The organism is Nocardia asiatica NBRC 100129 (genome assembly GCF_000308415.1).
GTDB lineage: Bacteria > Actinomycetota > Actinomycetes > Mycobacteriales > Mycobacteriaceae > Nocardia > Nocardia asiatica.
Window position 1 is genome coordinate 1 of record NZ_BAFS01000293.1, and the last position, 26,529, is coordinate 26,529.

25 protein-coding genes are annotated in these 26,529 nt (G+C 67.8%); 16 read left to right on the forward strand and 9 right to left on the reverse strand.

Annotated elements, in window-relative coordinates; genetic code table 11:
• A partial coding sequence (locus tag ON27_RS28485) for a transglycosylase domain-containing protein (protein WP_043734323.1) occupies positions 1-2,296 on the forward strand: 2,296 nt, incomplete at its 5' end.
• 667 nt (positions 2,297-2,963) lie between these two features.
• Positions 2,964-4,634: a glycosyltransferase family 87 protein gene (locus tag ON27_RS28495; protein WP_043734327.1), complete on the forward strand. Its 1,671-nt coding sequence runs from the start codon at positions 2,964-2,966 to the stop codon at positions 4,632-4,634.
• A 26-nt stretch (positions 4,635-4,660) separates the two neighbouring features.
• Here the strand turns inward: ON27_RS28495 and ON27_RS28500 are convergent, their stop codons facing one another.
• Together ON27_RS28500 and ON27_RS28505 are read right to left on the reverse strand one after the other, a co-directional pair.
• Positions 4,661-6,238 carry a TerD family protein gene (locus tag ON27_RS28500; RefSeq protein WP_051047067.1) on the reverse strand — a complete coding sequence of 526 codons (1,578 nt, stop codon included), beginning with the start codon at positions 6,236-6,238 and terminating at the stop codon, positions 4,661-4,663.
• A 28-nt stretch (positions 6,239-6,266) separates the two neighbouring features.
• Complete coding sequence (locus ON27_RS28505) at positions 6,267-7,685, reverse strand: TerD family protein (RefSeq protein ID WP_043734328.1); 1,419 nt, start codon at positions 7,683-7,685, stop codon at positions 6,267-6,269.
• A gap of 179 nt (positions 7,686-7,864) precedes the next feature.
• Between ON27_RS28505 and ON27_RS28510 the strand changes: the two genes are divergently transcribed.
• The 4 genes from ON27_RS28510 to ON27_RS28525 all read left to right on the forward strand — a co-directional run bounded on the left by ON27_RS28510 (position 7,865) and on the right by ON27_RS28525 (position 10,993).
• A complete protein-coding gene (locus ON27_RS28510) occupies positions 7,865-8,488 on the forward strand; it encodes an AIM24 family protein (RefSeq protein WP_043734329.1) in 624 nt (207 codons plus the stop codon).
• A gap of 9 nt (positions 8,489-8,497) precedes the next feature.
• The gene (locus ON27_RS28515; protein ID WP_043734330.1) at positions 8,498-9,199 is read left to right on the forward strand and encodes an AIM24 family protein; all 702 of its coding nucleotides are present in this window, start codon (positions 8,498-8,500) and stop codon (positions 9,197-9,199) included.
• A 2-nt stretch (positions 9,200-9,201) separates the two neighbouring features.
• A complete protein-coding gene (locus ON27_RS28520; RefSeq protein ID WP_043734331.1) occupies positions 9,202-9,966 on the forward strand; it encodes an AIM24 family protein in 765 nt (254 codons plus the stop codon).
• A 181-nt stretch (positions 9,967-10,147) separates the two neighbouring features.
• Positions 10,148-10,993 carry a hypothetical protein gene (locus tag ON27_RS28525; protein WP_043734371.1) on the forward strand — a complete coding sequence of 282 codons (846 nt, stop codon included), beginning with the start codon at positions 10,148-10,150 and terminating at the stop codon, positions 10,991-10,993.
• 9 nt (positions 10,994-11,002) lie between these two features.
• On the opposite strand, the gene ON27_RS28530 is transcribed toward ON27_RS28525, so the two are convergent.
• Positions 11,003-11,800, reverse strand: coding sequence for an MBL fold metallo-hydrolase (locus tag ON27_RS28530; RefSeq protein WP_043734332.1), 798 nt, complete (start codon positions 11,798-11,800; stop codon positions 11,003-11,005).
• A 47-nt stretch (positions 11,801-11,847) separates the two neighbouring features.
• On the opposite strand from ON27_RS28530, the gene ON27_RS28535 reads away from it, so the two are divergent.
• Positions 11,848-12,243, forward strand: a complete 396-nt coding sequence (locus ON27_RS28535; protein WP_043734334.1) for a MerR family transcriptional regulator — start codon at positions 11,848-11,850, stop codon at positions 12,241-12,243.
• A gap of 31 nt (positions 12,244-12,274) precedes the next feature.
• On the opposite strand, the gene ON27_RS28540 is transcribed toward ON27_RS28535, so the two are convergent.
• Genes ON27_RS28540 through ON27_RS28560 form a run of 5 tightly spaced genes read right to left on the reverse strand, consistent with a single transcriptional unit; the run spans position 12,275 to position 18,164 of the window.
• Positions 12,275-13,063, reverse strand: a complete 789-nt coding sequence (locus tag ON27_RS28540) for an HAD family hydrolase (RefSeq protein WP_051047068.1) — start codon at positions 13,061-13,063, stop codon at positions 12,275-12,277.
• Positions 13,064-13,122: 59 nt separating this feature from the next.
• Positions 13,123-14,262, reverse strand: a complete 1,140-nt coding sequence (locus ON27_RS28545) for a cysteine protease StiP family protein (RefSeq protein WP_245560244.1) — start codon at positions 14,260-14,262, stop codon at positions 13,123-13,125.
• Positions 14,259-15,722, reverse strand: coding sequence for a phosphoribosyltransferase domain-containing protein (locus tag ON27_RS28550; protein WP_051047069.1), 1,464 nt, complete (start codon positions 15,720-15,722; stop codon positions 14,259-14,261). The genes ON27_RS28545 and ON27_RS28550 overlap by 4 nt, the downstream gene beginning before the upstream one ends.
• On the reverse strand, positions 15,719-16,933 hold the full coding sequence (locus ON27_RS28555; RefSeq protein ID WP_083887851.1) for an HpcH/HpaI aldolase/citrate lyase family protein: 1,215 nt from the start codon (positions 16,931-16,933) through the stop codon (positions 15,719-15,721). Before ON27_RS28555 ends, ON27_RS28550 begins: the two co-directional genes overlap by 4 nt.
• Before the next feature lie 13 nt (positions 16,934-16,946).
• The gene (locus ON27_RS28560; protein WP_083887852.1) at positions 16,947-18,164 is read right to left on the reverse strand and encodes a hypothetical protein; all 1,218 of its coding nucleotides are present in this window, start codon (positions 18,162-18,164) and stop codon (positions 16,947-16,949) included.
• Between the two features lie 145 nt (positions 18,165-18,309).
• Between ON27_RS28560 and ON27_RS28565 the strand changes: the two genes are divergently transcribed.
• The 4 genes from ON27_RS28565 (at position 18,310) to ON27_RS44945 (ending at position 21,085) form a co-directional block, all read left to right on the forward strand.
• A complete protein-coding gene (locus ON27_RS28565; protein ID WP_043734335.1) occupies positions 18,310-18,885 on the forward strand; it encodes a TerD family protein in 576 nt (191 codons plus the stop codon).
• Between the two features lie 160 nt (positions 18,886-19,045).
• Positions 19,046-20,146 (forward strand): DUF475 domain-containing protein, encoded by a 1,101-nt coding sequence (locus ON27_RS28570; protein WP_043734380.1) that lies wholly within the window; start codon positions 19,046-19,048, stop codon positions 20,144-20,146.
• Between the two features lie 94 nt (positions 20,147-20,240).
• Positions 20,241-20,864 (forward strand): TerD family protein, encoded by a 624-nt coding sequence (locus ON27_RS28575; RefSeq protein ID WP_043734338.1) that lies wholly within the window; start codon positions 20,241-20,243, stop codon positions 20,862-20,864.
• Between the two features lie 119 nt (positions 20,865-20,983).
• Entirely contained in the window at positions 20,984-21,085 is a 102-nt protein-coding gene (locus tag ON27_RS44945) for a CGNR zinc finger domain-containing protein (RefSeq protein ID WP_245560246.1), read from the forward strand.
• Here the strand turns inward: ON27_RS44945 and ON27_RS28580 are convergent.
• Entirely contained in the window at positions 21,082-22,479 is a 1,398-nt protein-coding gene (locus ON27_RS28580) for a glycosyltransferase family protein (protein ID WP_086007565.1), read from the reverse strand. The genes ON27_RS44945 and ON27_RS28580 overlap by 4 nt on opposite strands.
• Positions 22,480-22,693: 214 nt before the next feature.
• Between ON27_RS28580 and rpsF the strand changes: the two genes are divergently transcribed.
• The 5 genes from rpsF to dnaB all read left to right on the forward strand — a co-directional run bounded on the left by rpsF (position 22,694) and on the right by dnaB (position 26,396).
• The gene (gene rpsF / locus ON27_RS28585; RefSeq protein WP_043700353.1) at positions 22,694-22,981 is read left to right on the forward strand and encodes a 30S ribosomal protein S6; all 288 of its coding nucleotides are present in this window, start codon (positions 22,694-22,696) and stop codon (positions 22,979-22,981) included.
• Positions 22,982-23,069: 88 nt separating this feature from the next.
• A complete protein-coding gene (locus ON27_RS28590; RefSeq protein WP_043734340.1) occupies positions 23,070-23,606 on the forward strand; it encodes a single-stranded DNA-binding protein in 537 nt (178 codons plus the stop codon).
• Between the two features lie 57 nt (positions 23,607-23,663).
• Positions 23,664-23,915, forward strand: coding sequence for a 30S ribosomal protein S18 (gene rpsR, locus ON27_RS28595; protein ID WP_043734341.1), 252 nt, complete (start codon positions 23,664-23,666; stop codon positions 23,913-23,915).
• A gap of 17 nt (positions 23,916-23,932) precedes the next feature.
• The gene (gene rplI / locus ON27_RS28600; protein WP_043734342.1) at positions 23,933-24,385 is read left to right on the forward strand and encodes a 50S ribosomal protein L9; all 453 of its coding nucleotides are present in this window, start codon (positions 23,933-23,935) and stop codon (positions 24,383-24,385) included.
• 628 nt (positions 24,386-25,013) lie between these two features.
• The gene (dnaB, locus tag ON27_RS28605) at positions 25,014-26,396 is read left to right on the forward strand and encodes a replicative DNA helicase (RefSeq protein ID WP_083887853.1); all 1,383 of its coding nucleotides are present in this window, start codon (positions 25,014-25,016) and stop codon (positions 26,394-26,396) included.
• Positions 26,397-26,529: the final 133 nt, after the last annotated feature.

Consider the following 26,529-nt stretch of genomic DNA (forward strand, 5'->3'; position numbering starts at 1 on the left):
CCCGCCGTCCGGCCCGCCGCCGCGCCGTGGCGGGGGCAACGGCGACGGCCCCGACGGGCCCGGCCGCCGCAGGCCCGCACAGCGGAAGAAATCTCCGTGGCGGATCGTGCGCCGCACCATCTACGTCCTGGTCGCGCTGGCCATCCTGGTGCCCAGCGGCATCTTCCTGGCCGCGTACACCACGGTGTCGGTGCCGCAGCCGGGCGACCTGAAGACCAACCAGGTCGCGACCATCCTGGCCTCCGACGGCACCACGGTGCTCAGCAAGGTGGTGCCGCCGGAGGGCAACCGGACCGACGTCACCATCGAGCAGATCCCGCCGCATGTGCGCAACGCGGTGATGGCGGCCGAGGACCGGGACTTCTACACGAACCCCGGCTTCTCGATCTCCGGCTTCGCGCGCGCGGCCAGGGACAACATCCTCGGCAAGGAGAGCGCGGGCGGTGGCTCGACGATCACCCAGCAATACGTGAAGAACGCGCTGGTGGGTGACGAACGCTCGCTGACCCGCAAGATGCACGAGCTGGTCATCTCGGCGAAGATGGCACGGCAGTGGAGCAAGGACGAGATCCTCGCCGCGTACCTCAACACCATCTACTTCGGTCGCGGCGCCTACGGCATCGACGCGGCGGCCAAGGCTTACTTCGGCAAGCCGGTGCAGGAACTCACCGTGGCCGAGGGCGCGGTGCTCGCCGCCACCATCCAGCTGCCCTCCAGCCTGGACCCGGAGAAGAATCCGGAAGGCGCGAAGACACGCTGGAACTACGTGCTCGACGGCATGGTCTCCGCGGGCAGCCTGAACGCGGCCGAGCGCCAGGGTCTGCAATACCCCACGGTCGTCCCCCTCGCCTCGACCCGGGACAAGGAGCAGGACTCCGGTCCCGAAGGCCTGGTCAAGACGCAGGTGCTCAAGGAACTCGCCGCGGCGGGCATCAGCGAGCAGCAGCTGAACACCTCCGGCCTGCAGATCACCACCACGATCGACCCGAAGGCGCAGCAGGCGGCCGTCGACGCGGTGAACAAGAACATGGACGGCGAGCCGGCGAACCTGCGCACCGCTGTGGTCTCCGTCGATCCCCGTACCGGCGCGGTACGCGCCTACTACGGCGGCAACGACGGTCAGGGTTATGACTTCGCCAACGCCGGCTTGCAGACCGGGTCCTCGTTCAAGGTCATCGGCCTAGCGGCGAACCTGGAACAGGGCATCCCGCTCTCGCAGATGTACGACAGCTCGCCGATCACGGTCAACGGCATCAAGATCACCAATGTCGAGGGCGAACAGTGCGGGATGTGCACCATCGCCGAGGCCCTGAAACGCTCGCTGAACACCAGCTTCTACCGGATGCAGCTGGACATGCAGAACGGCCCGCGCAAGATCGCCGACATGGCGCACAAGCTGGGCATCCCCGACACCATCCCAGGGGTTGGCAAGACGCTCACCGAGTCGGACGGCTCCGGCCCGAATAACGGCATCGTGCTCGGCCAATACCAGGCCCGGCCGCTCGACATGGCGTCTACCTACGCAACCCTGGCGGCTTCCGGTGTCTACCACGCGCCGCATTTCGTGTCGAAGGTGGTGACCGCCGACGGTCAGGTTCTGCTCGACCGGGGCGAGGTTGCCGGGGAACAGCGCGTCTCTGCCGCTGTAGCCGACAACGTGACCGCCGCCATGCGGCCTATCGCCGCCTATTCACGCAACCATGGATTGGCCGGCGGCCGCGATTCCGCCGCGAAGACCGGCACCGCTCAGCTCGGGGACACCGGCGAGAACCGAGACGCCTGGATGGTCGGTTACACCCCCTCGTTGTCGACCGCGGTCTGGGTAGGCACGGAGCAGGGAGATCCGCTGCGCAACGCCAGCGGCGGCATGATCTACGGGTCAGGTCTGCCGTCGGACATCTGGAAGGCCACCATGGACGGTGCTCTGAAGGGCACCCCGAACGAGACTTTCCCGAAGCCTGCCCCCATCAAGGGGCAGGCAGGTGTACCGGAATGGTCGGCGCCCTACACTCCGCCGTCTACTGTCGATTCCCCGCTTTTGCCTCCGGTGGTAGTCGCGCCGACTCAGGTGGAGATCCTGCCCGGCATCACGATCCCGGTCCCTGGCGTTCAACCTGCTCCACAGCAGCAACGCCCGCAGCAGCAGCGTGAGCAGGACTCCGGTCCGCTGCCCGGCCAGCCGGTCGCGCCGACCGATGGCGCATCGCCGACAGCTACCGGTGCACCTCGCTCCGGCAACCAACGCGATGACAGCTCCAGCCAGGAAGACAGCGCGCCGCCGACCCGCGGCAGATAGTCGTCATAGGAAATCGGGCCGGCCACAAAGTGGCCGGCCCGATTTCGTTTCAACACCGATCATTCATTAGCAGTCGATCCGCAGGAGTTACAACAACTCCACGACTACCCTTGAAGGAGCATTCTGCGATCTGCTTGCGAGATCCGCTGAAAATCCACCAGAATTACCGATTAGGCGTCTTGTACCAGAAGCCGTTCGGATCCTGATAGCAGTCCTCGAAAACCCCCTTGTCACTCAAGCAGTCAGTGAACTTCCAGTATCCCCGCAGCACGACCCAGGTACCGTCCGATATCTGGACGCACTTGTCGGCTACCCCTTTACCGCCGAGGCACGCCGCGTAGGACGGGTGTCCCGCACTCGCGTTACCCGCGAATCCGACCAACGCAGCACTGGCGACAATTGTCGAGACAAGCAACTTCCTGAACATTTCCACCCCACCTTCGGAACCGACGCGTCCTCCATGCGCGCCGATCGCTACCAACTTTAACAGTGATCGAAAACTTGGCAAAGGAGAATAATGGTTGCGCTGCGCGTGGGGGCGATCGCCGTGGGGCACGCAACGAGTCGACCCCAACCGGAGGGCGCTCCCAAGGTAGCCTCGGGTTCCGTGACCGATCAGCAGCTGGTGGAGCTACGTCGGAGCGGGAGGGCGCCGCTGTCGGATCAGATGGGGCCCGGTGGGGCGTACTACGCCGCGCCCGCCCCGATCGCGTCGGATCTCCGCTCTGCGGATGCGCGAGACCGGCCGAGTCGCAACGATTCGCTCACCGCGCAGCTGTCCACGGTGATCGGGGGGCCGGTCGGGGATCACGCCTTGATCGGGCGGGTGCGGTTCTGGACGCCCATGCGGGTGCTGCTGGCGTTCACCGTGGTGTTCCTGGCGCTGGGCTGGTTCGGTAAGGCGGGGTGCATCCAGCAGACCGACGGCGCGGACGGTCCTACTCTCGACTGGAACAACGGCCGCCAGTACGTGGCCATGTGCTATTCGGACACTGTGCCGCTCTACGGCGCGGAACGGCTGAACGAAGGCGCCTTCCCGTACAAGAAGCAGTGGACCGAGCAGACCCCCGACGGTGGCCGGGAGACGCGATACATGGAGTATCCCGTGCTCTCGGGTCTTTATCAGTACCTAGCGATGCGGATCGCCAAGAGCTGGGACGCTTCGCCGCTGCCGGGCGCGCTGCAAGTGGTGATCTACTTCAACGTGGTCGCGTTCGGTCTCGCCTTGGCCTGGCTGACCACGGTGTGGGCGTCGGCGCTGCTGGCCGGCCGCCGGATCTGGGACGCGGCGCTGATCGCCTGTTCGCCGCTGGTGATCGTGCACGCGTTCACGAATTTCGACGCGCTGGCGACAGCCTTCGCAGCCACCGGCTTGCTCGCCTGGGCCCGGCGCAGACCAGTGCTCGCGGGCATCCTGCTCGGTCTGGGCGGCGCGGCCAAGCTGTATCCGCTGCTGCTGCTCGGTCCCATCGTCGTGCTGTGCCTGCGGACCGAGACTTTGCAGCGCACGCCGCGCACGCATCTCGGCTTGCGGATGCGCGACATCGACGGCTGGCCGACCTTCCTGGCGTGGGTGCGCGAGACGCCCTACCGCATCCAATTCCTCGCCGCCCGCCCGCTCGGCGCCGCGTTCGTCACGGTGTGCGCGGCGCTGGCGACCTGGCTGGCGGTGAACCTGCCGATCGCCGCGCTGTATCCGAACGGCTGGCGAGAGTTCTTCCGGCTCAATACCACCCGGCATGCCGACCCGGACTCGATCTACAACGTGATCACCTCGTTCACCGGCTGGCCCGGCTTCGACGGGGAACTCGCGCACGGGCAGCAGCCCGCCATCTTGAACGCCGTCTCACTGCTGGCGTTCGTCGTGGCCTGCGCGGTGATCGCCTACATCGGCCTCACCGCGCCGCGGCGGCCGCGGCTGGCGCAACTGTGCTTCCTCGTGGTGGCGGCGTTCCTGCTGACGAACAAAGTGTGGAGTCCGCAGTATTCGCTGTGGCTGGTTCCGCTCGCCGTGCTGGCGCTGCCGCACCGGCGGATCCTGCTGGCCTGGATGACCATCGATGCGCTGGTCTGGGTGCCGCGGATGTTCTACTACCTCGGCTTGGACCGCAAAGGCCTGCCCGAGGAGTGGTTCACCGGCACCGTCGCGCTGCGTGACCTGGCGGTGGTCGGGCTGTGCGCCCTGATCGTGCGCCAGATCTACCGCCCGGAGGAGGACCTGGTGCGCCGCGACTTCGTCGACGACCCCGCGGGCGGGATCGTCGACCGCATGCCCGATCCCCTGCTGGCCTGGCTGCCGGAGCCGCTGCGGCCGCGCGTGGCGGTCGCACGCGGCTGACCGGCCGCTGCCCGAGGTTCAGGCCCTCACTTGGTGCGCAGGAAGCGCGCCTGGCGTTCCGGCTCCTGCGGGAGCAGGTCCAGATCGAGTTCCCATGCGCTGCCGGTCCACGGATCGAACAGCGGGGTGCCGCCGATGGTCGGCAGGTGGCGGCACGACTGCGACAGCATCGCCACGGTGGTGTCGGCCGAATCGGATTCGTTCGCGCCCACGATCACGATGGAGAGTCCGATCAACTCCCCGCGCGTGATCAACGCGCCGATCCGCTGCGCGTCCGAGGTCTGGTAGCCGTGCGGGAAATCCGCCGCCAACAGCACCCGATGCTCGCTGGGCGGGGTGAACGCCCCGCTGGTGTACGCCAATTCGGCCAGCTCGGCCGCGTCCACCAACGTTTGCAGCCGCGCGGAAATGTCGGCGTGGTCGGTGATCGGCGGGCCGTTCAGCACGGGAGCGAGCAGGCCGGTGAAGCCGCTGAACGCGTCGGTCAGGTCGATGATGTCGACCAGCGTCCGGCGTTGCGGCGCCGTGGCGAGCAACCGGGCCAGCAGCGCGCCCACGACGGGCGCGACCGCACGGGTCGATTCGGCATCGATCCACAGCGGCCGATTCAGCGGAACGGGAACGCAATACGGAATGCGCAGCGGACCTCGGTCCAGCGCGTACAGCTCGCCGAGCCGGATGCCGTCGCTGGGCGCGGGCGGCTTGTCCCACGCGGGTGAGTCCCAGGAGGCCAAGGCGGGCGGCAGTACCTGGTCGGCCTCCGCGAGTTCGCGCATCAACTGTTCGGCGTCGCGCTGGTGGTTGCGCTCGGCGGTGCCGATCAGCTCGTCGTGCCGTTGCTGCGCGGCACTACGGGCCTTCTCGGCTGCCGGTGTATTCCTGGTCGCGGGATCGGAGACGGCCTGCGACAGCTCGTTGTCCAGCCGCTTGGCCGCGTACTCACGCGCCGACACCAGCGCGGCGGCCGACCGCGCCGCGTCCTCGAACACCATCCACAGCCGTTCCAGGCCGTGCCCGACCTCCAGCGGCGCACCAGCGGTCGCGATCTGCGCGTCACCCGCCAGCGGACCCGCCATGGTGTGCGCACCGGGCCGGTCGTCGTGCTCCTGCTCCGGGGACGCACCGTCCACCTCGACGCCGTGCGCCGTGAGCAGTACGGCGAGCCCGCCCGCGTAGCCCTGGCCGACGGCGCGCAGCTTCCAGGCCGGGCCGCGCCGGTAGACCTCGAGACAGATCAGCGCCGTCTCGCCGGACGACGGGGTGATCGCGAATTCGGCGATCGCATTGTCGTTCTCGGACATCGTCGCGATGACCGGCCCCAGCCCGTCGGCCCGCGCGGGGGCGGCCGGGTCGGCGCTGACCACCAGGAACACAGCCTTCGCGTCGGCGCGCACCTCGGCGAGCGTGACCTTGACCCCGTCGGCGGCCAAGACCACCCCCGCGGTGTCGGGCTGGTTGTAGAAGACGAAATCGTCGCTGGAGAACACCTTCAGGTTCTCGGCGACCACCAGCGCGGAAACATCGAGGGCAGCCTCGGCTTTCGCACTGAAACGAACGACCTCGCCGGTCAGCGGGATGTTCTGACCGGCCTGCAGTTGAATCACGATGTCTGCCCTGTTGTCGCGCCGCCGGTCAGCCGTTGACGAGGAACCGGCCGAGTTGCGGCACCGCCTCACCCGGATGTTTGGCTTGGAAGCCCTCGCCGAGCGCCTGCAATTTCCAGTCGCCGCCCACCCGGTACAGCTTGGACATCGCCATCGCGGTGAACGGCATGCCACCGGCGAGGGTGTACCTGGCCAGCTCGCCGTTGTTCGTCCCGTCCACCAAGCGGCAGAACGCGTTCTGCACCTGCTCGAAGGTGTGGCCCTTGTAGGAGGTCACGATGAACACCAGCGTGGTGATGTGGGCGGGGATGCGGGTCAGGTCGACCAGGATCATCTCGTCGTCGCCCGCGCCCTCGCCGGTGAGGTTGTCACCCTGGTGGCGGATCGAGCCGTCCTTCGAGGTCAGCTGGCCGTAGTAGGCGACGTCGACCGGATTCATGTCGGCGAACATGATGACCGACGCGTCGAGGTCGATGTCGACCGTGCGGTTGCCGAACATGCCTCGGCTGCGCACCGGATCCCAGCCGAGGCCCATCTTGACGAAGGTCAGCGCGGCGCCTTCCTTGCGGAGCGTGACCCGCTGGCCCTTGACCAGGCTGACCGGGCGGTCCTTGGTCAGGCTGACCTCGGCCGGCTGCTGCGGCTGCTGCGGCGCGGGCTGACCGGGCGGCGGGTAACCGGCATCGGGCCCGGGCGGCGGCGGGTAACCCTGGCCGGGCGGCGGGTACCCCGGGCCACCCTGCGGCGGTTGACCGGGAGCCCCCTGCGGCGGGTAACCGGGGCCGGGCGGCGGGTAGCCGCCGGTCGGCGCGTATTGCGGCGCCTGCTGCTGGGTCGGGTACGCCGGAGTGGTCGGCGGCGGGTAGTTCGGCGGCTGCTGCTGAACCGGCTGCTGCGGCGGCGGTGGCGGAGCCTGCGCGGGCTGCGGAGCCTGGGCGGGCGCGTCGTCGACCGAGACGCCGTGGTCGGTGACCAGCGCGGCGAAACCGCCCGCGTAGCCCTGTCCGACCGCACGCACCTTCCACGCGCCCTGGCGGCGGTAGAGCTCGAGCGCGATCACGATCGATTCGGTGTTCAGCCCTTCGATCCGGTACTCGTACAACTGATTACCGGCAGCGTCCGACACGATCGCGACCGGCGCGGGGAACCTGCCGAAATTGCTGTTCGCGTCGTCCAGCGTGATCACCGCCCGGATCTGGTCGATGTCGGCGGGCACCCCGTTCAGCGACACCGCCAGCGACGCGGGCTGACCGGCCGGTGCCGGCTGCAGATTCACGCCGGGGCCGCTGGGCTGGTTGAAGAAGACGAAGTCGGCATCGGAACGGACCTTGCCCCGCTCGGTGACCAGTAGTGCCGACAGATCCGCCGGCGCCGAGAGCTGGACGGAAATCACCACGTCGTTGGTGGCCAGCGGACCGTTCTGGCCCTTGGCGAGTGTTGCGGACAAGTTCGACCCTTCGCTTGTCGGTGCGTTCGCCTGACACTCTACGAGAAACGCGCTCCGCGCCGCTCGGACTGAACGGACGCGCTGCTCCGACACCCGCGCGAGCATCGGTTAGGGTGACGGCACGCAGATGGCGCGCGGCGATCTCACCGCGTTCCCGAACGAGACAGCAGGCAAATTCCATGGCGCAACTGTTCGAGCAGTCGAAGAAGGTGATCGAGGCCCATCTGGCCGGCACCAGCCTTCGCGCGATCTCCGGCTCGATGATCGCCTACGAAGGCAATGTGCAGTTCAAATCGGCCGGTTTCGGCGGCGGCGACGGGGTGCTCGCCGGGCTGAAGCGGCGGGCCACCGGCGAGAAACTGTCGCTGATGGAGTGCGCCGGGCACGGCCGGGTGTTCTTCGCGGTCAGCGGCCAGCACGTCACCGTCGTGAACCTGAACAACGAGACGCTGCAGGTCGAGTCGCAACAACTGCTCGCGTTCGCCGGAAACCTGCGCACCGACGTGCGTTTCGCCGGGTTGCGCGGCGCGTCCAGCGGGCAGGGCCTGTTCACCACGACCGTCTCCGGTCAGGGTCAGGTCGCGCTGCTCTCGGCGGGCGGTCCGCTCATCCACCTGGAGGTCTCCCCGCAGTACCCGTTGATCGTGGATCCGGACGCGTTCGTCGCGGCGCGCGGCAACCTCAACCAGTCCTTCGTCTCCGACGTGTCGTGGCGCAGTTTCGTCGGCCAGGACGCGGGCGAGGCGTTCTCGCTGCGCTGGGACGGCCAAGGCGTGGTGTTGATCCAACCGGCGGAACGGTAGGGGCGAGCGGTGTTCGAGAAGGTCAACGGCAAAGTCGTCAAGGTCGACGTCGGAATGGCGGGCGGAGTGGTCGCCCGCAACGGTGCGATGCTGTTCTACACCGGCGACGTTTCCTTTGCGCCCCATCAGATTCCGGGGGCGCAAGGGATGGGCGGCATGGGCGGGCTGATGGGCATCGCCGGCCGGGCGATGGCGGGCGAGCACGAGCGCACCATGCTGGCGCAGGGCAACGGCGAGGTGCACTACGGGTTCGCCGGCCTGGAGGTCCACGTGGTGCACATGCAGCCGGGCGCGGCGCTGCGGGTGGAGGCCTCGCGACTGCTGGCCAATACCGCCGGATTGCAGAGTTCGGTGGTCTCGGTGATGAGTTCGGGCGGCGGAGGCGGTGGCGGCGGAGGCCTGATGGGCGCGCTGCGCGGCGCCGCCTCGGGCGCGTTGACCGGGCAGGGCATGTTCACCACCCAGTTGTCCGGGCAGGGCGCCGCGGTGCTGCTCGCGCACGGCGGGTTCCTGGAACTCCAGGTGGGCGGGCCCAATCCGGTCGTGGTCGATCCACAGGCGTTCGTCGCCGCCTACGGCAATGTGCAGACCGAGCTCAAAACGGCGATGAGCTGGCGGGATGCCGTCGGCCGCGGCGCAGGCGAGGCCATGCAGTTGCATTGCGTCGGGCAGGGTGTCGTCTACGTGCAGGCCTCCGAAGAGAAGTTGTGAGCATGTCCCAGATCCTGAATCCCATGAATCTCGGCGAGAGCGACAACATCCCGGGAAACAGCTACGCGTACTGCATCGACTTGAACAAGCCGTGGTTCATGCGCAAGGGGGCGATGATCGCCTACTACGGCGACATGCGGTTCCAGACGCTGACCCACGGGTTGCACGGCGGGCTGCTGCACATGGTGTCGCAGCAGTTCTCGGCGCCGCTGTTCACCGGCGATTATGTCGTCGCGGAGGGCCACGGCAAGCTGATCATCGGCGATCGCGGCTACGACATCAATTCCTACGACCTCGAGGACAACGGCAACCTGACCATCCGGGCGGCGAACCTGCTGGCCTTCGAGCCGGGCCTGTCGCTCAACCAGTCCATCGTGCCCGGGTTCCTCACCTTGATCGGCACCGGCAAGTTCCTCGCCTCGTCCAACGGGCCGGTCATGTTCGCCGAGCCACCGCTGCGGGTCGACCCGGAATCGCTGGTCGGCTGGGCGGATTGCCCCTCCCCCAGTCACCACTACGACCAGCGCTGGGTCACCGATTTCCTGGCCGCCGGTGCGGCGCGCCTCGGCGTCAACTCCGGTGAGGAGCGGCAGTTCGACTTCACCGGTGCTGGAACGGTGCTGATCCAGTCCAGCGAGAAGGTGCTCAGCGATTCGGCGCTGGTGCGCACCATCGAGGGACAGATCCAGAGCGGCATCACCGTGGGCGGCCTGCAACGACTGCAGGGGCTCATCGCACAGCAGTTGGCCGGGCAGCAGCAGTACTGAGTCGCGGGGGATCGCGGCGGACCGGTGTCGCCGCGCGACGGCTCGGGAACCGGGCAAACCGCGTCAGGGTAAATCGGGCCGACGGGCGAATCGCATACGGACAGCAAAGGATTCGCGACGGAACGGTGAACTCGTCTCGATGTGCGCCGAAGCCGGTCCACGGGCGGCGCAGAATCGGGTCATGGCTGACTTGGCGCTCTCGCCGCAGCGTCGCACGGCGCTGACGAACCTGGTCGAGGACGAATCCACCTTCGCGAAAGCGTATCCGCGAGTGGCCGACTACTGGTCCACCGCGTGCCGGTTGCCCGGCACCGGAGACGACATCGCCGACGCCACGTTCGACCTGCACCTGCTGCACTACTTGACCGGCGGCGCCAGCACGAATCCCTACTGGGACATCGTCGCCGCCGCGGTCTCGCCAGGCCCGCGAGAGCGGGCCAACCGCCCGGAGGTGAACGGCGGAAACCCGAAAGGCAGTGCGCGGCTGGCCTACGCGCAGATCGTGCTGCAGGCGGCATACGCCTACGCGATTCCCTCTCCTGCGACGCTGCGCTGGGTGGCGGACGCCGCGCAGGGCAGGCCGGTGCTGGAAGTGGGTTCCGGTCGCGGCTACTGGGCGCATCAGCTCACCCGAATCGGCGTTCCGACGAGCGCTTTCGACTCGCATCCACCCGATCGGGTCGCCAACACGGCGTTCCCGGCCGCCGCCGGGCAAACCGCGACGTGGCATCCCACCGCCACGCCGCCCTCCCGCACAGCCGATCTGGTCGCCGCCCATGCCGAGGATGTCTTGTTCCTCTGCTGGCCACCCGGCTGGGAGAACCCGATGGCCTCGACCACTCTCGCCGCCTACCGGGAGGCAGGCGGTTCGTCGCTGGTATACATCGGCGAACCACGTGGCGGGCGCACGGCCGACAGCGCGTTCTTCGACATGCTGGAGGCCGGATGGACGCTGCTCGACCAGGACCCGGACTACGTCTCGTGGTGGAATCTCGGCGACACGGCGCAGTGCTGGCAGCGGCGCTGATCCCGCGGCTCAGCGCAGGCGCTGGAATTCCCAGGGATCGTGCGCGCTGAGCAAGGTGACTTCGTGACCGTGGTCGCGGTGTAATTCGCGCAACCGCGCCTGGGTGCCCACCCGCAGGTCGTGGTGGACCTCCGAGGAGGTCTGCACGATGTCCAGGATCGGGTGCGGGTGCGGCTGCGGGTCGAGTTCGCGATGGTAGTAGTAGGCGTCGCCGCAGTGCAGCAGCCAGCGTTCGCCGTCGCGCACGGCGACCCCGGTGTGGCCCGCGGTGTGCCCGCCCAGCGGAATCAGCTGGAAGTCGTCCGGCAGATCCTTCGGTTGGATCGCGTCGAAGCCGAACCACTTCCCGGTCGGGTCCGACGGGTAGGTCACCCAGTGCGGGTCGTGGGCCCAATGTGCGGGGCGGTAGCGGAAACTCGGCGCTTCGGCCTGCGCCGCCGCGAGTTCAGCGGCGAGAACGTGCACCCGCGCGTGCGGGAAGTCGGGCAGCCCGCCGCAGTGATCCACGTCGAGGTGGGTGAGGACGATGTGCCGCACGTCTTCGGGGTCGTAGCCGAGGCGTCGCACCTGCCGGATGGCGGTCTCGTCCTCCGACAGCACCGGCTGCGAGAGCGCGACCCAGTCGGCGCCGAGCGTGCCCGCCGGGTCACGGACATCGTCCAGCCCGATACCGGTCTCGATCAGCACCAGACCGTCGGATTCGGTCTCTGCCAGCAGGCAGTGGTTTACCGCGTGGGCGGGCGCTGGTCCGTCGTAGGTGGCTTCGATCTGCCGTACCGAGCCGCAATTGAGGTGATGAACTGTCATGCGAGCTAGTCTCTGACTTGAAGCGCGGTTCAAGTCAAGGAGACGAGATGGCCCACGTCCCGCTCGACATCGCCGAGGTCGCCGAACAAGCGAACCTCGCTCCTTCCGCGCTGCGTTTCTACGAGAAGCGCGGGCTCATCGCCGCGACCGGCCGCAACGGCCTGCGCCGCACCTACCACCCCGACGTGCTCGGCCGCCTCGCCCTCATCGCCTGCGCCCGCGGCGCCGGTTTCACCCTCGCCGAGATCGCCCGCTTCCTGCGCGCCTCCCCCTCCGACGCCGAACTGCGCACCCGCATGGCGCAGAAAGCTCGCGAACTCGACGACGACATCGCCCGCCTCGTCCGCATGCGCGACAGTCTCCGCCACGCCGCCACCTGCACCCACGACCCCTTGGTCGAGTGCCCGGACTTCAAGTCGACGTTCGAGTCCGAACCCGCGTGAGTACGCAGACCTGGTCCGTCCCCGCGTGGAGCTAATCGGAGGACATGGGGGCTTCCGCCAGGAACCAGTTGACGATTTCCTCGCCTGCCAGGATGCCGGTGGCTCGGGTGATGGTGAGGGTGGGGTAGGTCCAGTCGAGTTGCTCGAGTTCGCCGTGACGGGGGCGGATGGCGGAGTCGGCCGCGCGGAGCATCTCGGCGTCGAGGGCGCCGTCGCCCGCGGCGAGCGTGCGGGCGTCGTCGGCCAGCTCCCCGCTTTCCCAGAGGCGTTTGCGCACTTCGGCGACCGCGCGGCTCTTGCACACCGCCAGCGGCATGGCGTAGATCTTGCGGCCTTGCTGGGAGGCCGACCAGCCCCGCGCACGACACCACTCGTCCCATTCGGCGAGGAACCCCTCGGGGACGGCCTTGGGCTTCACCACCAGGTAGCAGAACAGATGATCGGCCACGCGGAACTTGGTGACCCACGAGTCGTCGATGCGCGTCTGGAGTTCCTTGGTCACCTCGGACAGGGTGGCGCCGCCCGCCCGGACCTCGGCATCGATGTCGATGCGCCAGCTGAGATCGGGCACGCCGTCGACCAGGATGTTCCCGCCGTTGCTGGTGATCGCGTAGCGCCACGGCGCCCCGGGTAGTCGAATACGCCCGAACTGTTTGATGGTGCGGGTGGTGGTCGGAATGACAGCGGCGGGTTCGGTCAGGGTCTGCATCCGCAGCGCCGCGGTGGTGGTCATGTACGACAGCGGCGCCCCGTCCAGATGCTCCACACAGACCGTCGGCACGTCGTCGGTGGTGCTGAAGGCATTGCGCGAGTAGATCATCGTCCGGTCCAAGTCGGTCGCGATCAGCGCATGTCTTCGGTGTGCGCTCGGAGATAGGTTCACTGCTGCACGTCCTTGATCAATCCCATACACGAATATGCCAGGTCCGCGACGACTTCGACCGGGACACCCCGGGCCGCGGCGAGCATCCGGATGTGCGCGTGCTCCGGCGCGTCCGCCTCGCGCACCAGCACCATCCAGGGCACTCGCCGCAGCAGCACCCGGGTGGTCTCGCCGACGCCGGGCTTCACGAAGTTCACGCTGGCGATGCCGTACTGCTCCCGCACCTGCTCCACCGACGCCCAGCCGGTCCAGGTGGGCGTCCGGTCGCTCGCGCGGATCGCGGCCACTTCGGCGGGCACCTGATCGCGGATCGCGTCGAAAGCGCCGCTCACCGTGTCCAGCAGACGCACGGACACGTCGGCACCGGCCAGTTCGCGGTAGAACTTGGCGCCGTGGAAATCGCCGGGACCGATCAGTGTGTCGTTCAGGACCGTGCGCGAGATCAATCCGGAAACGGTCGAATTGAGGCACGCCGAGGCGATCAGGAAGTCGTCGCGGGTGCCGTAGGTGCGCACGCAGTGCCCCGGGTCGGCCAGCACCGCCAGTTCGTCGTCGAACCGGGCGCCGCCGGCGGCGTGATAGGCGTCCAGCGCCTCGGTCAGCTCGCGGGTGATCGCGCCTTTGCCGGTCCAACCGTCCACGAAGACGACGGCGGCCGGATCGTGCTGCTGAGCCAGATAGTCCAGCGCCACCGCGTCGATGCCGCGATCACGCACGATCGACACCGCGTAGTGCGGCACCTCGAGGCTCGGGTTCCGCGAGCGCAGCCAGCGGCGCATCAGGATGCCGACCGGCGTGCCCGCGCGCGCCAGCGACACCAGGACGATGTCCTCGCCGCGCTCGGCGACCACCAGTTCCGACACGGTGGCCACGGCGAGCGCGAGCCGCTCGGCGCTGGCGGACAGCACCTCGTCGAACAGCGACCGATACGACGCGTCCGGCTGGTACTCGATCGGCAGCGACTCGGCGTAGTGCGCCTTCCCGGCCTGGATCCGGCGTTCCCGGTCGGCGACGTCGGCCTCGAGATCGACGTGCGAGAGGTCCTTCAGCAGCCAGGACACCTCGTCGGCGGCATAGGAGCCGAATGCCGGGCCGTGCAGCGGAGTGGGTAGCGCGCCCACGCTGGTGTTCGTCACGGCCGGCTCCCCTCCAGTACCTCCGACGACGACGCCCGTTCAGCGTGCAGCCGCCGCGGGTCGGCTTCCCGCAGCACCGCGAGCACTACGTCCGATCCGGACGCGGTCAGCACGTCGACCAGCCCGTTCTCGGCTGTCAACGCCGCGGTGTCGGCAGGCGAATCGACCACGACGACGAGCACCGGATCGTGCGCGACGGGGTCGGCGCCCACGGTCGTCTCGAGGGCGTCCTCGCCCGCCGCGGCCGGATCGGCGATCAGGCCGTTCGGCCCCGCCAGATCGGCCTCGAACAGGTCGAACGAATCCACCGGCCAATGCGCGTTGTACAGATAGCGCGGCGCGGCATCGCCCGGTTCGGGTGCGACGAACCGGAACCCACGCCGCAACGGATACCCCGGCTCGTCCAGCACGTAGGCGGGCGAACGCGTAGTGGTCTGGAAGCGCGTGGGCGTCCCCGACTCGGCCAGCAGCGCCGCCAACCGCAGCGGCAGATACATCAGCTCCTCGTGCCCGAGCACGATGGCGGCCCGGCCGGGGAAATCGGCGGCGAGCCGGGCGGTCAGCACCTGGCCCGCGTCCAGCAGCGCCGCCTCGAACGCGCCGGTGTCGGAGGCGAGGATGCCGTGTCTGCCGCCTTCCGGAACGGCGGCGGGCCAGGGGAGCTCGACCCGCCGGAACGAACCGCTCTGTCCAGCAGTCGGATTGAGGCGTGGTTCGGGGAGGGCGCCGACCGCTTCCACCAGCCCTTCCGGCAGCGACGCCCGGCCGGTGGCGAGGCAGACCGTGTCGATGCGTGCCCCGAGTTCCGCGGCGGCGGAGTCGAACGCGGCACGATCGGCCGCGTCGCGCAGGTCGACCAGGGAGGCGAGCACGTAGTGGGCGCGCGGCGAGAAGGCGTGCAGCGCGCGTACCGCATCGATCGCGGTGGCGCCGGTGGAGATCTCGTCGTCGACGAGCACCAGCGGCAGATCGTTGACGAAGATGTCGGCCGGCGCCGGTTGCAGCAGGTGTGAGGTGGCATGCGAATGCCCCTCTTCGAACCCGGCGAGCGTCTGCGCGTGCGGCACCGCGCGCCGGGTCGAATGGAGATAGCAGCTCGCGCCGATCCGCGCCGCCACACAGTGGCCGAGCCCCGTCGCGGTCTCGGCGAACCCGAGCACGACGGCCTCGCGATCCCCGAGCACCGCGCGCACCAGGTCGCCCAGGTGATCGCCGGCCCCGAGCACGATCCGCGGATCGGTCGGCAAGTGCTTGCCGAGCACGGTGGACACCAGCAGGTGCGCCCGGCGCGGATTGTTGCGCCGAACGCCCGGCTGCACGAGTGCCGTGATCGGCAGTCGTGCCGAACGCAGCCGCTCCGAATCGCGTTCGCGCACCGGATCCCGATGCAGACCGATGCCGAGAGTGCGCGTCGCCCAGAAGATTTCGCCGTCGCCGAGTTCGGTGGTCGCCCGGCTCATACCGTGACCAACGCCGTCAGCAGATCCACGAACGACACTCCCTTGTTCGCCACGCCGAACACTCGCGCGCGCAGCAGGGTCTGTCGCGCCCAGCTGCGATGCGGCCGCATCTCGTTCATCTTGTTCCGGTAGCCGGAGGCCGCCACGCCGCCGACATCGTCCCGGAGAATGTCCAGTGCGTCGGAATACTCCTCGTGGGTGACCACCGACAGCGCGTGCACGGCGGCCACGTGCGACGGGTGGATCACCGTCTTGCCTTGAATGCCGTTGGCCCGGTCCAGGGTGATCTCCCGCAGCAAACCGTCCAGATCCCGGCTGACCAGGTATTGCCGGAACGGCACCGCGTCGGACTCCTCGAACGGAGCGGTCCGCAGCAACGGCCGGAACATCCGCTCGTGGTCGGCGAAGTACTCCCACACCGGCCCGGTGATCACGAATCCCGTCCCGTCCGCACGTCCCAGGTAGTTCACGATGTCGGCGATGACGTCGGCGACCACGCGCACGTCGTAGATGGTCAGGTCGCGATCCCGCCGGATGCCGAAGGTCGAGCACATGTCGGTGGCACCCACCCGCACCGCGAGCACCCGTTCCCGGTGCGCGGCCAGCAGCGCCGCGATCTGGGTGAGCTCGTGATCGCGGGTCTCCCGGTGCACCAGCCCCGCCGACTCCAGCACCGGCATCCCGTACAGCGGGCGCTGCACCCGCTGGGCCGCCGCGTTCAGCGCGTCGAGGTACGCCGGTCCGGTGACGCCGTCGAACTTCGGGAAGACGAACCCCGTGAGCACCTTGGCGCCCGGTCCGAGCTGCTCGATGAGCTCGGTGATCGTCTCCGCGTCGCGCACCCGGACGAACAGCAGCGGATTGGCGTCGTGGCTGCCCGCCAGCAGATCGAGGGCGGCGACGGTCTGCTGCTTGGCGTACTCCACCTCGTGATCGGCGACGGCGTCCTCCAAGTCGATCACCATCGAGCACACACCGTGCGCGGCGCGCCTGCCGATCGTCAGCGCCAAGTCGGGCCTGGTCGCGGGCGCGTACAGCGTCGCGCCGAGCCCGATCGCGAGTAGCTCGCGATCGGTGTGGTCGTCGCCGAACGGTTCGGGCTGCCGGTGGAAGAGTCGCCTCGCCTCTGGGCCGTGCAACTGCCGGAAGTGGCGCAGCGGCATTCGCTTCCGCAGGGAAACCTCCTGCTGGAAGGCGATGCCTGCGGTCATCGTTGCCCCATCCTCATTCTCGTCGTGGTCCTGCTTGTTTTCTCATTCGATCCACTACCCCGGCTATGAATTCGGTGACGGCTTCCAGTTCCGCCACATAGGCCCAGTAGTCGGGATGACGGCCCGACAGTGTTTCGCTGATTCGGTCGATCCGTGCCGCTTGCGCGTCGAGCACCGAACCCCATTCGGCGACCAGCCCGCGGCTCACCGCGAGCATCTGCGCGTCCCGCAGCCGGAATCGTACGGCCTTGGCCTGTTCTTGCGGGTCGGACCGGATCGCCCGCAGCAGGGCGAGCCGCTTGGTCACGGCGTCGACCCGCTGTTCGGCCTCGGTGAGGAACCCGCGCGCGGATGTGGTCAGATCAAGTGCAAACTCCGGATTGTTCTCTGCCGCCGCCGCACGCGCCCTGCCCAGGTCCGCGTCCGCGGCCTCGATGGCTCGCTGGCTGTCCCGCTCATTGTTAGCCAGATCGGCCGAACTCGCAGCATTGAACTCGCGCAGCAGCGCCGAGAACGCCCGCGGCACGCCTTCGGCCCTGGTCCGGACGGCGGCGAGCCGGGTTGTCACCGACGATATCGCGGTGTTCGCGGCCGCGGCCCGAGATGGCGCTTGCGCCAAGGCATCCGCCAGCTCCTTGGTGAGCGCGGCCAGCCGGTTGGCGGTCTCCCGCACCGTGCCCGCCGGCGTGCCTGCCCCCGCCGCCTCCAGTGTGACCAGCGCCTCATCCACCGCGGCGGCGCGTTCGCGCACCGAGGGATAGTTCGCGTACTCCGACTCGACGGCCTGCGCGCGCACTCCGGCCGCGGCGGACCGCACCTGCTCGACCAGCTGGGGCACCGCGCCGAGCACGGCCACCGCCTCCTCGAGCCTGCTCTGGTCGCCGCGATAGAACTCCTCGACGGCGTGCGCCGCGGCGGTCAGTTGCCCGACCGCGGCGTCGACGCGTTGCCGTAGCTGCGGCATCGGCGAACCGCCGCGCTGCGCGGCCTCCAGCTCCGCGCTCAACGTCAGGTAGACCTCCCCCGCGCCATAACATCTGTGGCGCACCGGTTCCCATCGCGCGCCCGTGCCCCGCTCCGGGAAAACCTGATCGGCGGCGTGCACCGCCGCGTCGGCCGCGCTCTGGCGCCGGTCCATGTCCAAGAACGCGGCGGCCAGCGTGGCGCGGGCATGCTCGATCCACGCGTCGTCTCCCGACGAACGGAACCAACCGCGCCTGCGCCCTGCCACGCTGCGATGGTAGGAGATCTTCCTGTTCGGCGAGGGTTACGCCGGTTCCTACGCAAGTTCGCGGAAACCTACTACTGTCGTATGACGTACCCGGCGATTCGGACATGCTGGGAACCAATGACGGACTATTGAAAGGGAATCCCGCATGGGTGTCAGTTTGTCCAAGGGCGGCAATGTCTCGCTGACCAAGGCGGCGCCTAACCTCACGGCTGTTGCAGTCGGCCTCGGGTGGGATGTGCGGACCACCACCGGCACCGACTTCGACCTCGACGCGAGCGCCATCGCGACCGGCGCGGACAAGAAGGTCGTGTCCGACCAGCACTTCGTCTTCTTCAACAACCTGCGCTCCCCCGAGGGCTCGATCGAGCACGCGGGCGACAACCGGACCGGCGAGGGCGAGGGCGACGACGAGGTCATCAACGTCGACCTGGCGAACACCCCGCCCACGATCGAGAGCATCTTCTTCCCGGTCTCGATCTACGACGCCGACTCCCGGTCGCAGTCCTTCGGCCAGGTCCGCAACGCGTACATCCGCGTCGTGGACCGCAGCAACGGCGAGGAGCTGGCGCGTTACGACCTCAGCGAGGACGCGTCGACCGAGACCGCCATGGTCTTCGGCGAGCTGTACCGCAACGGTGCGGAATGGAAGTTCCGCGCGATCGGCCAGGGCTACGCCTCCGGCCTGTCCGGCATCGCCCGTGACTACGGCGTGAACGTCTAGAGAACACATCGCCTCGCGGGGGGCCCGGCGACGGGCCCCCTCGTCGTGTGGCCCAGGCATGCCGGGCGCCCTCGGGAGCAGCGTTGGACAACCGGCGATTCAGCAGCCACGCTGGTAGCAACCGTCGCCGCCAAGTCTTCACCTCATGAAAGGTCCCAGCGTGGTCCTGCGCATATTCGGCATGTCCTTCCTCGTCACGGTGGTCTCCCTCGTCGTGGCGGTGTTGTACGGCGGCCCGACCGCCCTCGCGCTCGCCGCGATCCTCGGCATCCTCGAGGTGTCGCTGTCGTTCGACAACGCCGTGATCAACGCCACCGTGCTGGAACGTATGAGCGCGTTCTGGCAGCGGATCTTCCTCACCATCGGCGTGTTGATCGCCGTCTTCGGCATGCGACTGGTCTTCCCGCTCGCCATCGTGTGGATCACGGCCGGACTGGATCCGGTGGAAGCCTTCGACCTGGCCCTCAACCCGCCCCCGAACGACGCCCTGACCTTCCCGGACGGCAGCCCGAGCTACGAGAAACTGCTCACCGACGCGCATCCGCAGATCGCGTCGTTCGGCGGCATGTTCCTGGCGCTGCTGTTCCTGAACTTCATCTTCGAGGAGCGCGAGATCACCTGGCTGAGCTGGCTGGAGCGGCCGCTGGCCAAGGCGGGCAAGCTGGACATGCTCTCGGTGGTGGTCGCCGGCACCGGCCTGATCCTCACCGCGGAGTTCGTCGCCGACGAGGCGCACCGCTCGACGGTCCTGGTGGCGGGCCTGCTCGGCATGATCACCTACATCGCGGTGGACGGGCTCGGCTCCATGTTCCACACCGAGGAGTACACCGAAAGCGGCCCGTCCGAGCTGGCCAAGGCCACCGGTAAGGCGGGCTTCTTCCTGTTCCTGTACCTCGAGGTGCTCGACGCGTCGTTCTCATTCGACGGCGTGATCGGCGCATTCGCCATCACCTCCGACCCGATCATCATCGCCCTCGGCCTCGGCCTGATCGGCGCCATGTTCGTCCGGTCGATCACGGTGTACCTGGTCCGTAAGGGCACCCTGGCGGAGTACGTCTATCTGGAGCACGGCGCGCACTGGGCGATCGGTGCGCTGGCGGCGATCCTGCTCATCTCGATCGGCGTGCACGTCAACGAGCTCGTCACCGGTCTGATCGGTGTCGCGTTCATCGGTGCGGCGCTCGTCACCAGCATCATCCGCAACCGTGGAGCCGACGAAGAGGAACTCGACAGCGAACGCGAACCCACGCCGGTAGGCTGATTCCCGGCAAGCAGCCGAAGACCCGTGGCGGCAGCGGCCCCATCCCGACGGATGGCCGCTGCCGCTCTCGTTTCCACAGAGGGGGGATCGCACCATGGCGATCGACGGCAACCCCGGCGGCGTCAACCTGTCCAAGGTGACCCTGTCGAAAGCGACACCGAGCATCAACCTGACCAAGCCGGGTGAGCAGCAGGGCACCATGCGGGTCAACCTGAACTGGTCGAGCGGATCCAGGGGATTCTTCCGCCGCTCCAAGCCCGTCGACCTGGACCTCGGCTGCCTCTACGAACTCGCCAATGGCGCCAAAGGCGTCATTCAGGCGATCGGCGGCAATTTCGGAGCCTTGGAGGCCGAACCGTACATCGTGCTCGACGGCGACGATCGCAGCGGTACGGGCGCGACCGGCGAGAACATGCACATCAACCTCGCCAGGCCGGAACTGTTCAAGCGCATCCTGATCTTCGCCTTCATCTACGACGGCGTGCCTAATTGGGCCGCCGCCGACGGGGTGGTGACGCTCCACCCGACCGCGGGCCCGCAGATCGAGGTCCGCCTCGACTCGCCGGTGGACGGCGCCCGTTCCTGCGCCATCGCCCTGCTCCAGAACCAGGGGGCCGGGATCACCGTGCACCGGGAAGTGCACTACGTCCACGGCGCCCAGCGCGAACTCGACCAGGCCTACCAGTGGGGCATGCAGTGGCACAGCGCCCGCAAGTAGGTCAGCGCGCCGCGAGCACCGGCTGCGGCGCCCGCCGTCGCTCGTTCCGCGATCGAGTTACTGGGCGGCCCGGCACTGGTCAAGGAGTGCGGCCGCGCGCCGCGTGCACCCGCCTGTACGTGGACACTTCTCGCGGCGGCTCCCGCCGCTGGTGCGACGTAACGCTGTGCGGTAACCGCGCCAAGAGCGCCGCCTTCCGCGCCCGGCATGGCGGCCCCTAGACCACCGGGACCAGATCGCGGGGGTCGGATCGCGACACCCGCGGCGACATCGAACGGCGCCCGCGCGGCAAGGACCACAAGAACACGAAGAACAACACGATCAGCAGACTCGCGCGCCCCCACACCCCGAATTGAACGATGTTCTCCATCAGCTCGACCGATCTACCCGAACCCATCGAGTAGAAGTAACGGAAGACCCCGACCCCGATGGCCGCGTCGGCGACGAGATAGCTGCCGATCAGCCACCAGGGCACCTCCAGCAGCACCAGGAACGGCACGAGCCACAGGGTGTACTGCGGCGAATGAACCTTGTGGAACAACAGGAATCCACAGAGCATCGCCCCGCTCACCCCGACCCAGGGGAAGACGCCGGTCGTCAGGTAACGCTTCCAGCCGAGCCACATCGCCAGCGCGAACGCCACGAGCACCAGCACGGGCGAGGCGATCGAGACCAACTGCTGGAACGCCGCCTCACTGTGCGCGTCCGGACCGAACATCGGCCGGATGCCCCAGTACCAGATGGAATTGGTGGTGATGTCGGCCTGCCGCAACTGCTGGAAGGTGATCGACGCGCGCCAGCCCTCGTACCCCACCAGCGCGAACGGCAGATTCACCGCGACGACGGTGCCGATCGCCGCGGCGGCGGTGAGCAGAGCGCCGCGCACGTCCAGCCGTCGATGTCGATCCGGCTCTCGCGGATCGCGCTCGCCGCCTCTGGTCAGCACGTACGCCAGCAGCGGCAGCACGAAGATCCCCGGATACAACTTGAGGCAGAACCCGAGACCGAGCAGCACCGCGGCCACGATCCCCCTGGTGCGCACCGAGTAGCGGGGCAGCGCCGCCATCACGTAGACGGCCGCGACCGCGGTGCACACCACTGGGAGCTCCCAGTTGTGGAAGGCATAGAGCACCAGCGGCGGTCCGGCCGCCCACAGCAGGGCGGCGGCGCCGGCCAGGCGAGCCAGCATCCACGCGGTCAGCAGCGCGAAGGGCGCGAGCAGCAGCGCGGAGTACCGCAGGAAATCGGCGTCGTTGTCCGCCTCGACCGCCCCGAGCCACATCAGCACGCCGCTGAGCACCGGATATTCCACCGCGCCGCCGACCAGCGCGCCGTCCTCGGTGATACCGCCGCTCACGTACGGGAAGACGTGCTCGTTGATATCCCGGCCGAGCCAGAGGAATTGGATGTCCGAATAACAGACGTCGGAATCCTTGATGACATCGAAGACCGTGCTGCGGCCGTCCTGGTCGAACGGCGTCCCCGCGCAGCGCGCCTTGTTCGCGTATGCCAGCGCCAGGAACACGGCACAGAGCAACAGCACCACCACGGCCAGCGCCGCGCGGCGTCGCACACGCCCTGCGGGCAGGTCGCGGGCGGCGAGTCCGGTCGGCATGGATCCACCCTAAGCGGACCGGGCAGGCGATGCCGCCATTCCCCTCCCCACGAAGGTGAACGCGCGGGCCGAACTCGTGCGCGCACGCGTGGCCGACGGGGCGATTTCGCTGCTCCGGCGCCGCTCATGTAGCCTGTTCGGGTTGCTGACGCAACGACCCTCCTGCCACGGACCGTCCGTGGCCGTTTCCTAGTCCACAGGAGGTGATTGGTCCGTGCGTCATTACGAAGTGATGGTCATCCTCGATCCGAGCCTGGACGAGCGCACTGTTGGTCCGTCGCTGGACAACATGCTCAGTGTGGTTCGCACCGAAGGCGGCAAGATCGACAAGGTCGACATCTGGGGCCGCCGCCGGCTCGCCTACGAGATCGCCAAGAACGCCGAGGGCATCTACGCCGTGGTCGACCTGACCGCCGAGCCCGCCACCGTGAGCGAACTCGACCGCCAGCTCGGTCTCAACGAGTCGGTGCTGCGCACCAAGGTTCTGCGCCACGACAAGTAGTCCGGCAACTCTCGTTCGCGTCGGAGCCTGTGCCTAGGCTCTAGCGCAACAGCGAGACGCGGACTGCACACCGAGCAGGAGGAACCACATGGCAGGCGACACGGTCATCACCGTCATCGGCAATCTGACGGCCGACCCGGAGCTTCGATTCACACCGGCGGGAGCGGCGGTGGCGAATTTCACCGTCGCGTCGACCCCTCGGGTGTTCGACCGTAATTCGAACGAATGGAAAGACGGCGAAGCGCTGTTCCTGCGCTGCAATATCTGGCGCGAGGCCGCGGAGAATGTCGCCGAAAGCCTGACCAGAGGTTCCCGTGTCATCGTGAGCGGACGACTCAAGCAGCGCTCCTACGAAACCCGCGAGGGCGAGAAGCGCACGGTCGTCGAACTCGAGGTCGACGAGGTCGGTCCCTCGCTGCGCTACGCCACCGCGAAGGTCAACAAGACCAGTCGCGGCAGTGGTGGCGGCGGCTTCGGATCCGGCTCCGGCAGCGGTGGCAACTACGCCTCCTCCGGTAGTGGCGGTGGGCGTTCCGGCGGTGCCGAGGACGACCCTTGGGGCAGTGCGCCCGCGGCGGGCTCCTTCGGGAGCGGCGGCCGCATGGATGACGAACCGCCGTTCTGATAACGGCCACAACGGCCCGCTCGATTCGGGCCATCACTGATTACGGAGTACAAGACCATGCCTAAAGCGCCCGCGCGCGAAAAGGTGCTCAAGAAGAAGGCTTGCTCGTTCTGCAAGGAGAGCAAGACCGGAACCGTCAACATCGACTACAAGGACACGGCGTTGCTGCGCAAGTACGTCAGCGACCGCGGCAAGATCCGCGCCCGCCGCGTCACCGGCAACTGCGTGCAGCACCAGCGCGATATCGCGGTTGCGGTCAAGAACTCGCGTGAGGTCGCCCTGCTGCCCTACGTGTCGACGGCTCGCTGAGAAAGGGAGGCACGCAAATGAAGTTGATTCTGACTGCTGATGTGGACAACCTCGGTGCCCCCGGCGACACCGTAGAGGTCAAGGACGGCTACGGCCGCAACTACCTGCTGCCGCGCGGCCTGGCGATCGCGGCCAGCCGTGGCGCGCAGAAGCAGGTCGAGGGCATTCGCCGGGCGCAGGAAGCCCGCCGGGTCCGCGACCTGGATCACGCCAACGAGCTGAAGCAGGCCATCGAGAACCTCGAGTCGGTCACCCTGTCGGTCAAGACCGCGGGCACCGGCAAGCTGTTCGGCTCGGTGACCCAGTCGGACGTCGCGGCGGCCGTCAAGGCGGCGGGTGGCCCCGTCGTCGACAAGCGCAGCATCGAGCTGCCGAAGGCGCACATCAAGACCACCGGCAAGCACGCCATCGTGGTGCACCTGCACCCGGACGTGGTGGCCAAGTTCGATCTGACGGTCGACGCCGCCTGATTCGAGCCGCACGTCGAGGACCGCTCCCGCCTGCCATCGGGAGTGGTCCTCGGCTGTGCCCGTTGCCCCGGCGTCGCATTAATAGCTAAATGTTCGCCCAATGGCGAAAGGTGCTATTCGCGGCAATCCGGGGTTTCTATCGCCCCGATGGCGCCACAATTCCCGAACCTGTGGATTACCGGCCGAACCGACCGTTCGCAATGTGATTCAGATCATATGTGGCTCACGCGCTGTTAACCCAACACGCCCGGCTGTTCAACTTGGCCGACACGCCGGAACTTCATTAATCCACACGTGGAATTCTGTAAAAGGCACTATCTATCTGCGGGTTTGAGCGCGCCGACCTGGGTTTTCCCCAAGTTGTACACAGGGGCTGCACACGGTTGGGTGAACTCTCCCCAAGTTATCCACAGCTGTGTGCACAGTGTGGTTTGGCGCATCCCCATGGGGTCGCCTAGGTTCGTCCCAGCGCCGTAATCGGACCGCTCCCAACGGTGTGCACGAGCGGGTGCCGCAGCGGTAGCTGAGCCCCCCGGCCACCACTTATGCCGAAGGTGTCGGTGCCCGGGAGTAGAACGAGTCAACAGGGTGGAACCCGGTCGTGGGGTAGAGAGGACGGTCGAGTCTGGTGACAACCACCGATGACCGCGGACACACGGACTTTCCGCCCGAACCTCCCGGTGAAGACTTCGGCCGCCAGCCCCCGCACGACATGGCGGCCGAGCAGTCGGTGCTCGGCGGCATGCTGCTGAGCAAGGACGCGATCGCCGACGTCGTCGAAGTGATTCGTCCCGGCGATTTCTACCGCCCCGCCCATCAGGCCGTCTACGACACGATCCTCGACCTCTACGGCCGCGGGGAACCCGCCGATCCGGTCACCGTCGCCGCCGGCCTGGACCGCCGCGGCGAACTCAAGCGCATCGGCGGCGCGCCGTACCTGGTCACGCTCACCCAGACCGTGCCGACCGCGGCCAACGCCAGCTACTACGCCGAAATCGTCGCGGAGAAGGCCATTTTGCGCCGCCTGGTCGAGGCGGGCACCCGCATCGTCCAGTACGGCTACGCGGGCGCCGACGGCCAGGACATCGCCGAGGTGGTCGACCGCGCCCAAGCCGAGGTCTACGAGGTCACCGAACGCCGCACCAGCGAAGACTTCCTTCCCCTCGAAGAACTGCTCCAGCCGACGATGGACGAGATCGACTCCATCGCCAGCCGCGGCGGCATCTCCCTCGGCGTCCCCACCGGTTTCACCGAACTCGACGAGATCACCAACGGCCTGCATCCCGGCCAGATGATCATCGTCGCGGCGCGGCCTGGCGTTGGGAAATCGACCCTGGGCATGGATTTCATGCGCAGTTGCTCGATCAAGCACGGCTTGGCGAGCGTCATCTTCTCGTTGGAGATGAGCCGGACCGAGATCGTCATGCGGTTGTTGTCGGCGGAGGCGAAGATCAAGCTCGGGGATATGCGTTCCGGGCGGATGAGTGACGACGACTGGACCAAATTGGCGCGGCGGATGAGCGAGATCAGCGAGGCGCCGCTGTTCGTGGACGATTCGCCGAACCTCACCATGATGGAGATCCGGGCCAAAGCGCGGCGGCTCAAGCAGCGCCACGATCTGAAACTCGTTGTGGTGGATTACCTCCAGCTGATGACCTCCGGAAAGAAAGTAGAATCCCGCCAGCAAGAAGTCTCGGACTTCTCCCGAAACTTGAAGCTCCTCGCCAAGGAACTCGAAGTGCCGGTGGTCGCGATCAGCCAGCTCAACCGCGGTCCCGAACAGCGAACCGACAAGCGCCCCATGGTGTCCGATCTCCGCGAGTCGGGAAGTCTCGAGCAAGATGCGGACATGGTGATCCTGCTGCATCGCCCCGATGCTTTCGAGCGCGACGACCCGCGCGGCGGTGAGGCGGACCTGATTCTCGGCAAGCACCGCAACGGCCCCACCGCGACGATCACCGTCGCCCACCAGCTGCATCTTTCCCGCTTCGTGGACATGGCCCGCGGGTGATGTCCGCTGTAGATTCTCAAATCGCGTGTCATATTCTCAGTCGCGATGTCATGCCGATGTCATTTATGACATGGGATTGAGAATCCAGGTGATCCGTCAGGTCCCTTGACAGGCCGATCCGCCCGTAGCAGCG

What these genes read in the sequence shown, in the direction of transcription:
- ON27_RS28495 (WP_043734327.1), top strand. Translation starts at nt 2,964, where the DNA reads ATGGGGCCCGGTGGGGCGTACTACGCCGCGCCCGCCCCGATCGCGTCG.
- ON27_RS28510 (WP_043734329.1), top strand. Translation starts at nt 7,865, where the DNA reads ATGGCGCAACTGTTCGAGCAGTCGAAGAAGGTGATCGAGGCCCATCTG.
- ON27_RS28520 (WP_043734331.1), top strand. Translation starts at nt 9,202, where the DNA reads ATGTCCCAGATCCTGAATCCCATGAATCTCGGCGAGAGCGACAACATC.
- ON27_RS28525 (WP_043734371.1), top strand. Translation starts at nt 10,148, where the DNA reads ATGGCTGACTTGGCGCTCTCGCCGCAGCGTCGCACGGCGCTGACGAAC.
- ON27_RS28530 (WP_043734332.1), bottom strand. Translation starts at nt 11,800, where the DNA reads ATGACAGTTCATCACCTCAATTGCGGCTCGGTACGGCAGATCGAAGCC.
- ON27_RS28535 (WP_043734334.1), top strand. Translation starts at nt 11,848, where the DNA reads ATGGCCCACGTCCCGCTCGACATCGCCGAGGTCGCCGAACAAGCGAAC.
- ON27_RS28540 (WP_051047068.1), bottom strand. Translation starts at nt 13,063, where the DNA reads ATGATCTACTCGCGCAATGCCTTCAGCACCACCGACGACGTGCCGACG.
- ON27_RS28550 (WP_051047069.1), bottom strand. Translation starts at nt 15,722, where the DNA reads ATGAGCCGGGCGACCACCGAACTCGGCGACGGCGAAATCTTCTGGGCG.
- ON27_RS28555 (WP_083887851.1), bottom strand. Translation starts at nt 16,933, where the DNA reads ATGACCGCAGGCATCGCCTTCCAGCAGGAGGTTTCCCTGCGGAAGCGA.
- ON27_RS28565 (WP_043734335.1), top strand. Translation starts at nt 18,310, where the DNA reads ATGGGTGTCAGTTTGTCCAAGGGCGGCAATGTCTCGCTGACCAAGGCG.
- ON27_RS28575 (WP_043734338.1), top strand. Translation starts at nt 20,241, where the DNA reads ATGGCGATCGACGGCAACCCCGGCGGCGTCAACCTGTCCAAGGTGACC.
- ON27_RS28580 (WP_086007565.1), bottom strand. Translation starts at nt 22,479, where the DNA reads ATGCCGACCGGACTCGCCGCCCGCGACCTGCCCGCAGGGCGTGTGCGA.
- ON27_RS28590 (WP_043734340.1), top strand. Translation starts at nt 23,070, where the DNA reads ATGGCAGGCGACACGGTCATCACCGTCATCGGCAATCTGACGGCCGAC.
- rpsR (WP_043734341.1), top strand. Translation starts at nt 23,664, where the DNA reads ATGCCTAAAGCGCCCGCGCGCGAAAAGGTGCTCAAGAAGAAGGCTTGC.
- rplI (WP_043734342.1), top strand. Translation starts at nt 23,933, where the DNA reads ATGAAGTTGATTCTGACTGCTGATGTGGACAACCTCGGTGCCCCCGGC.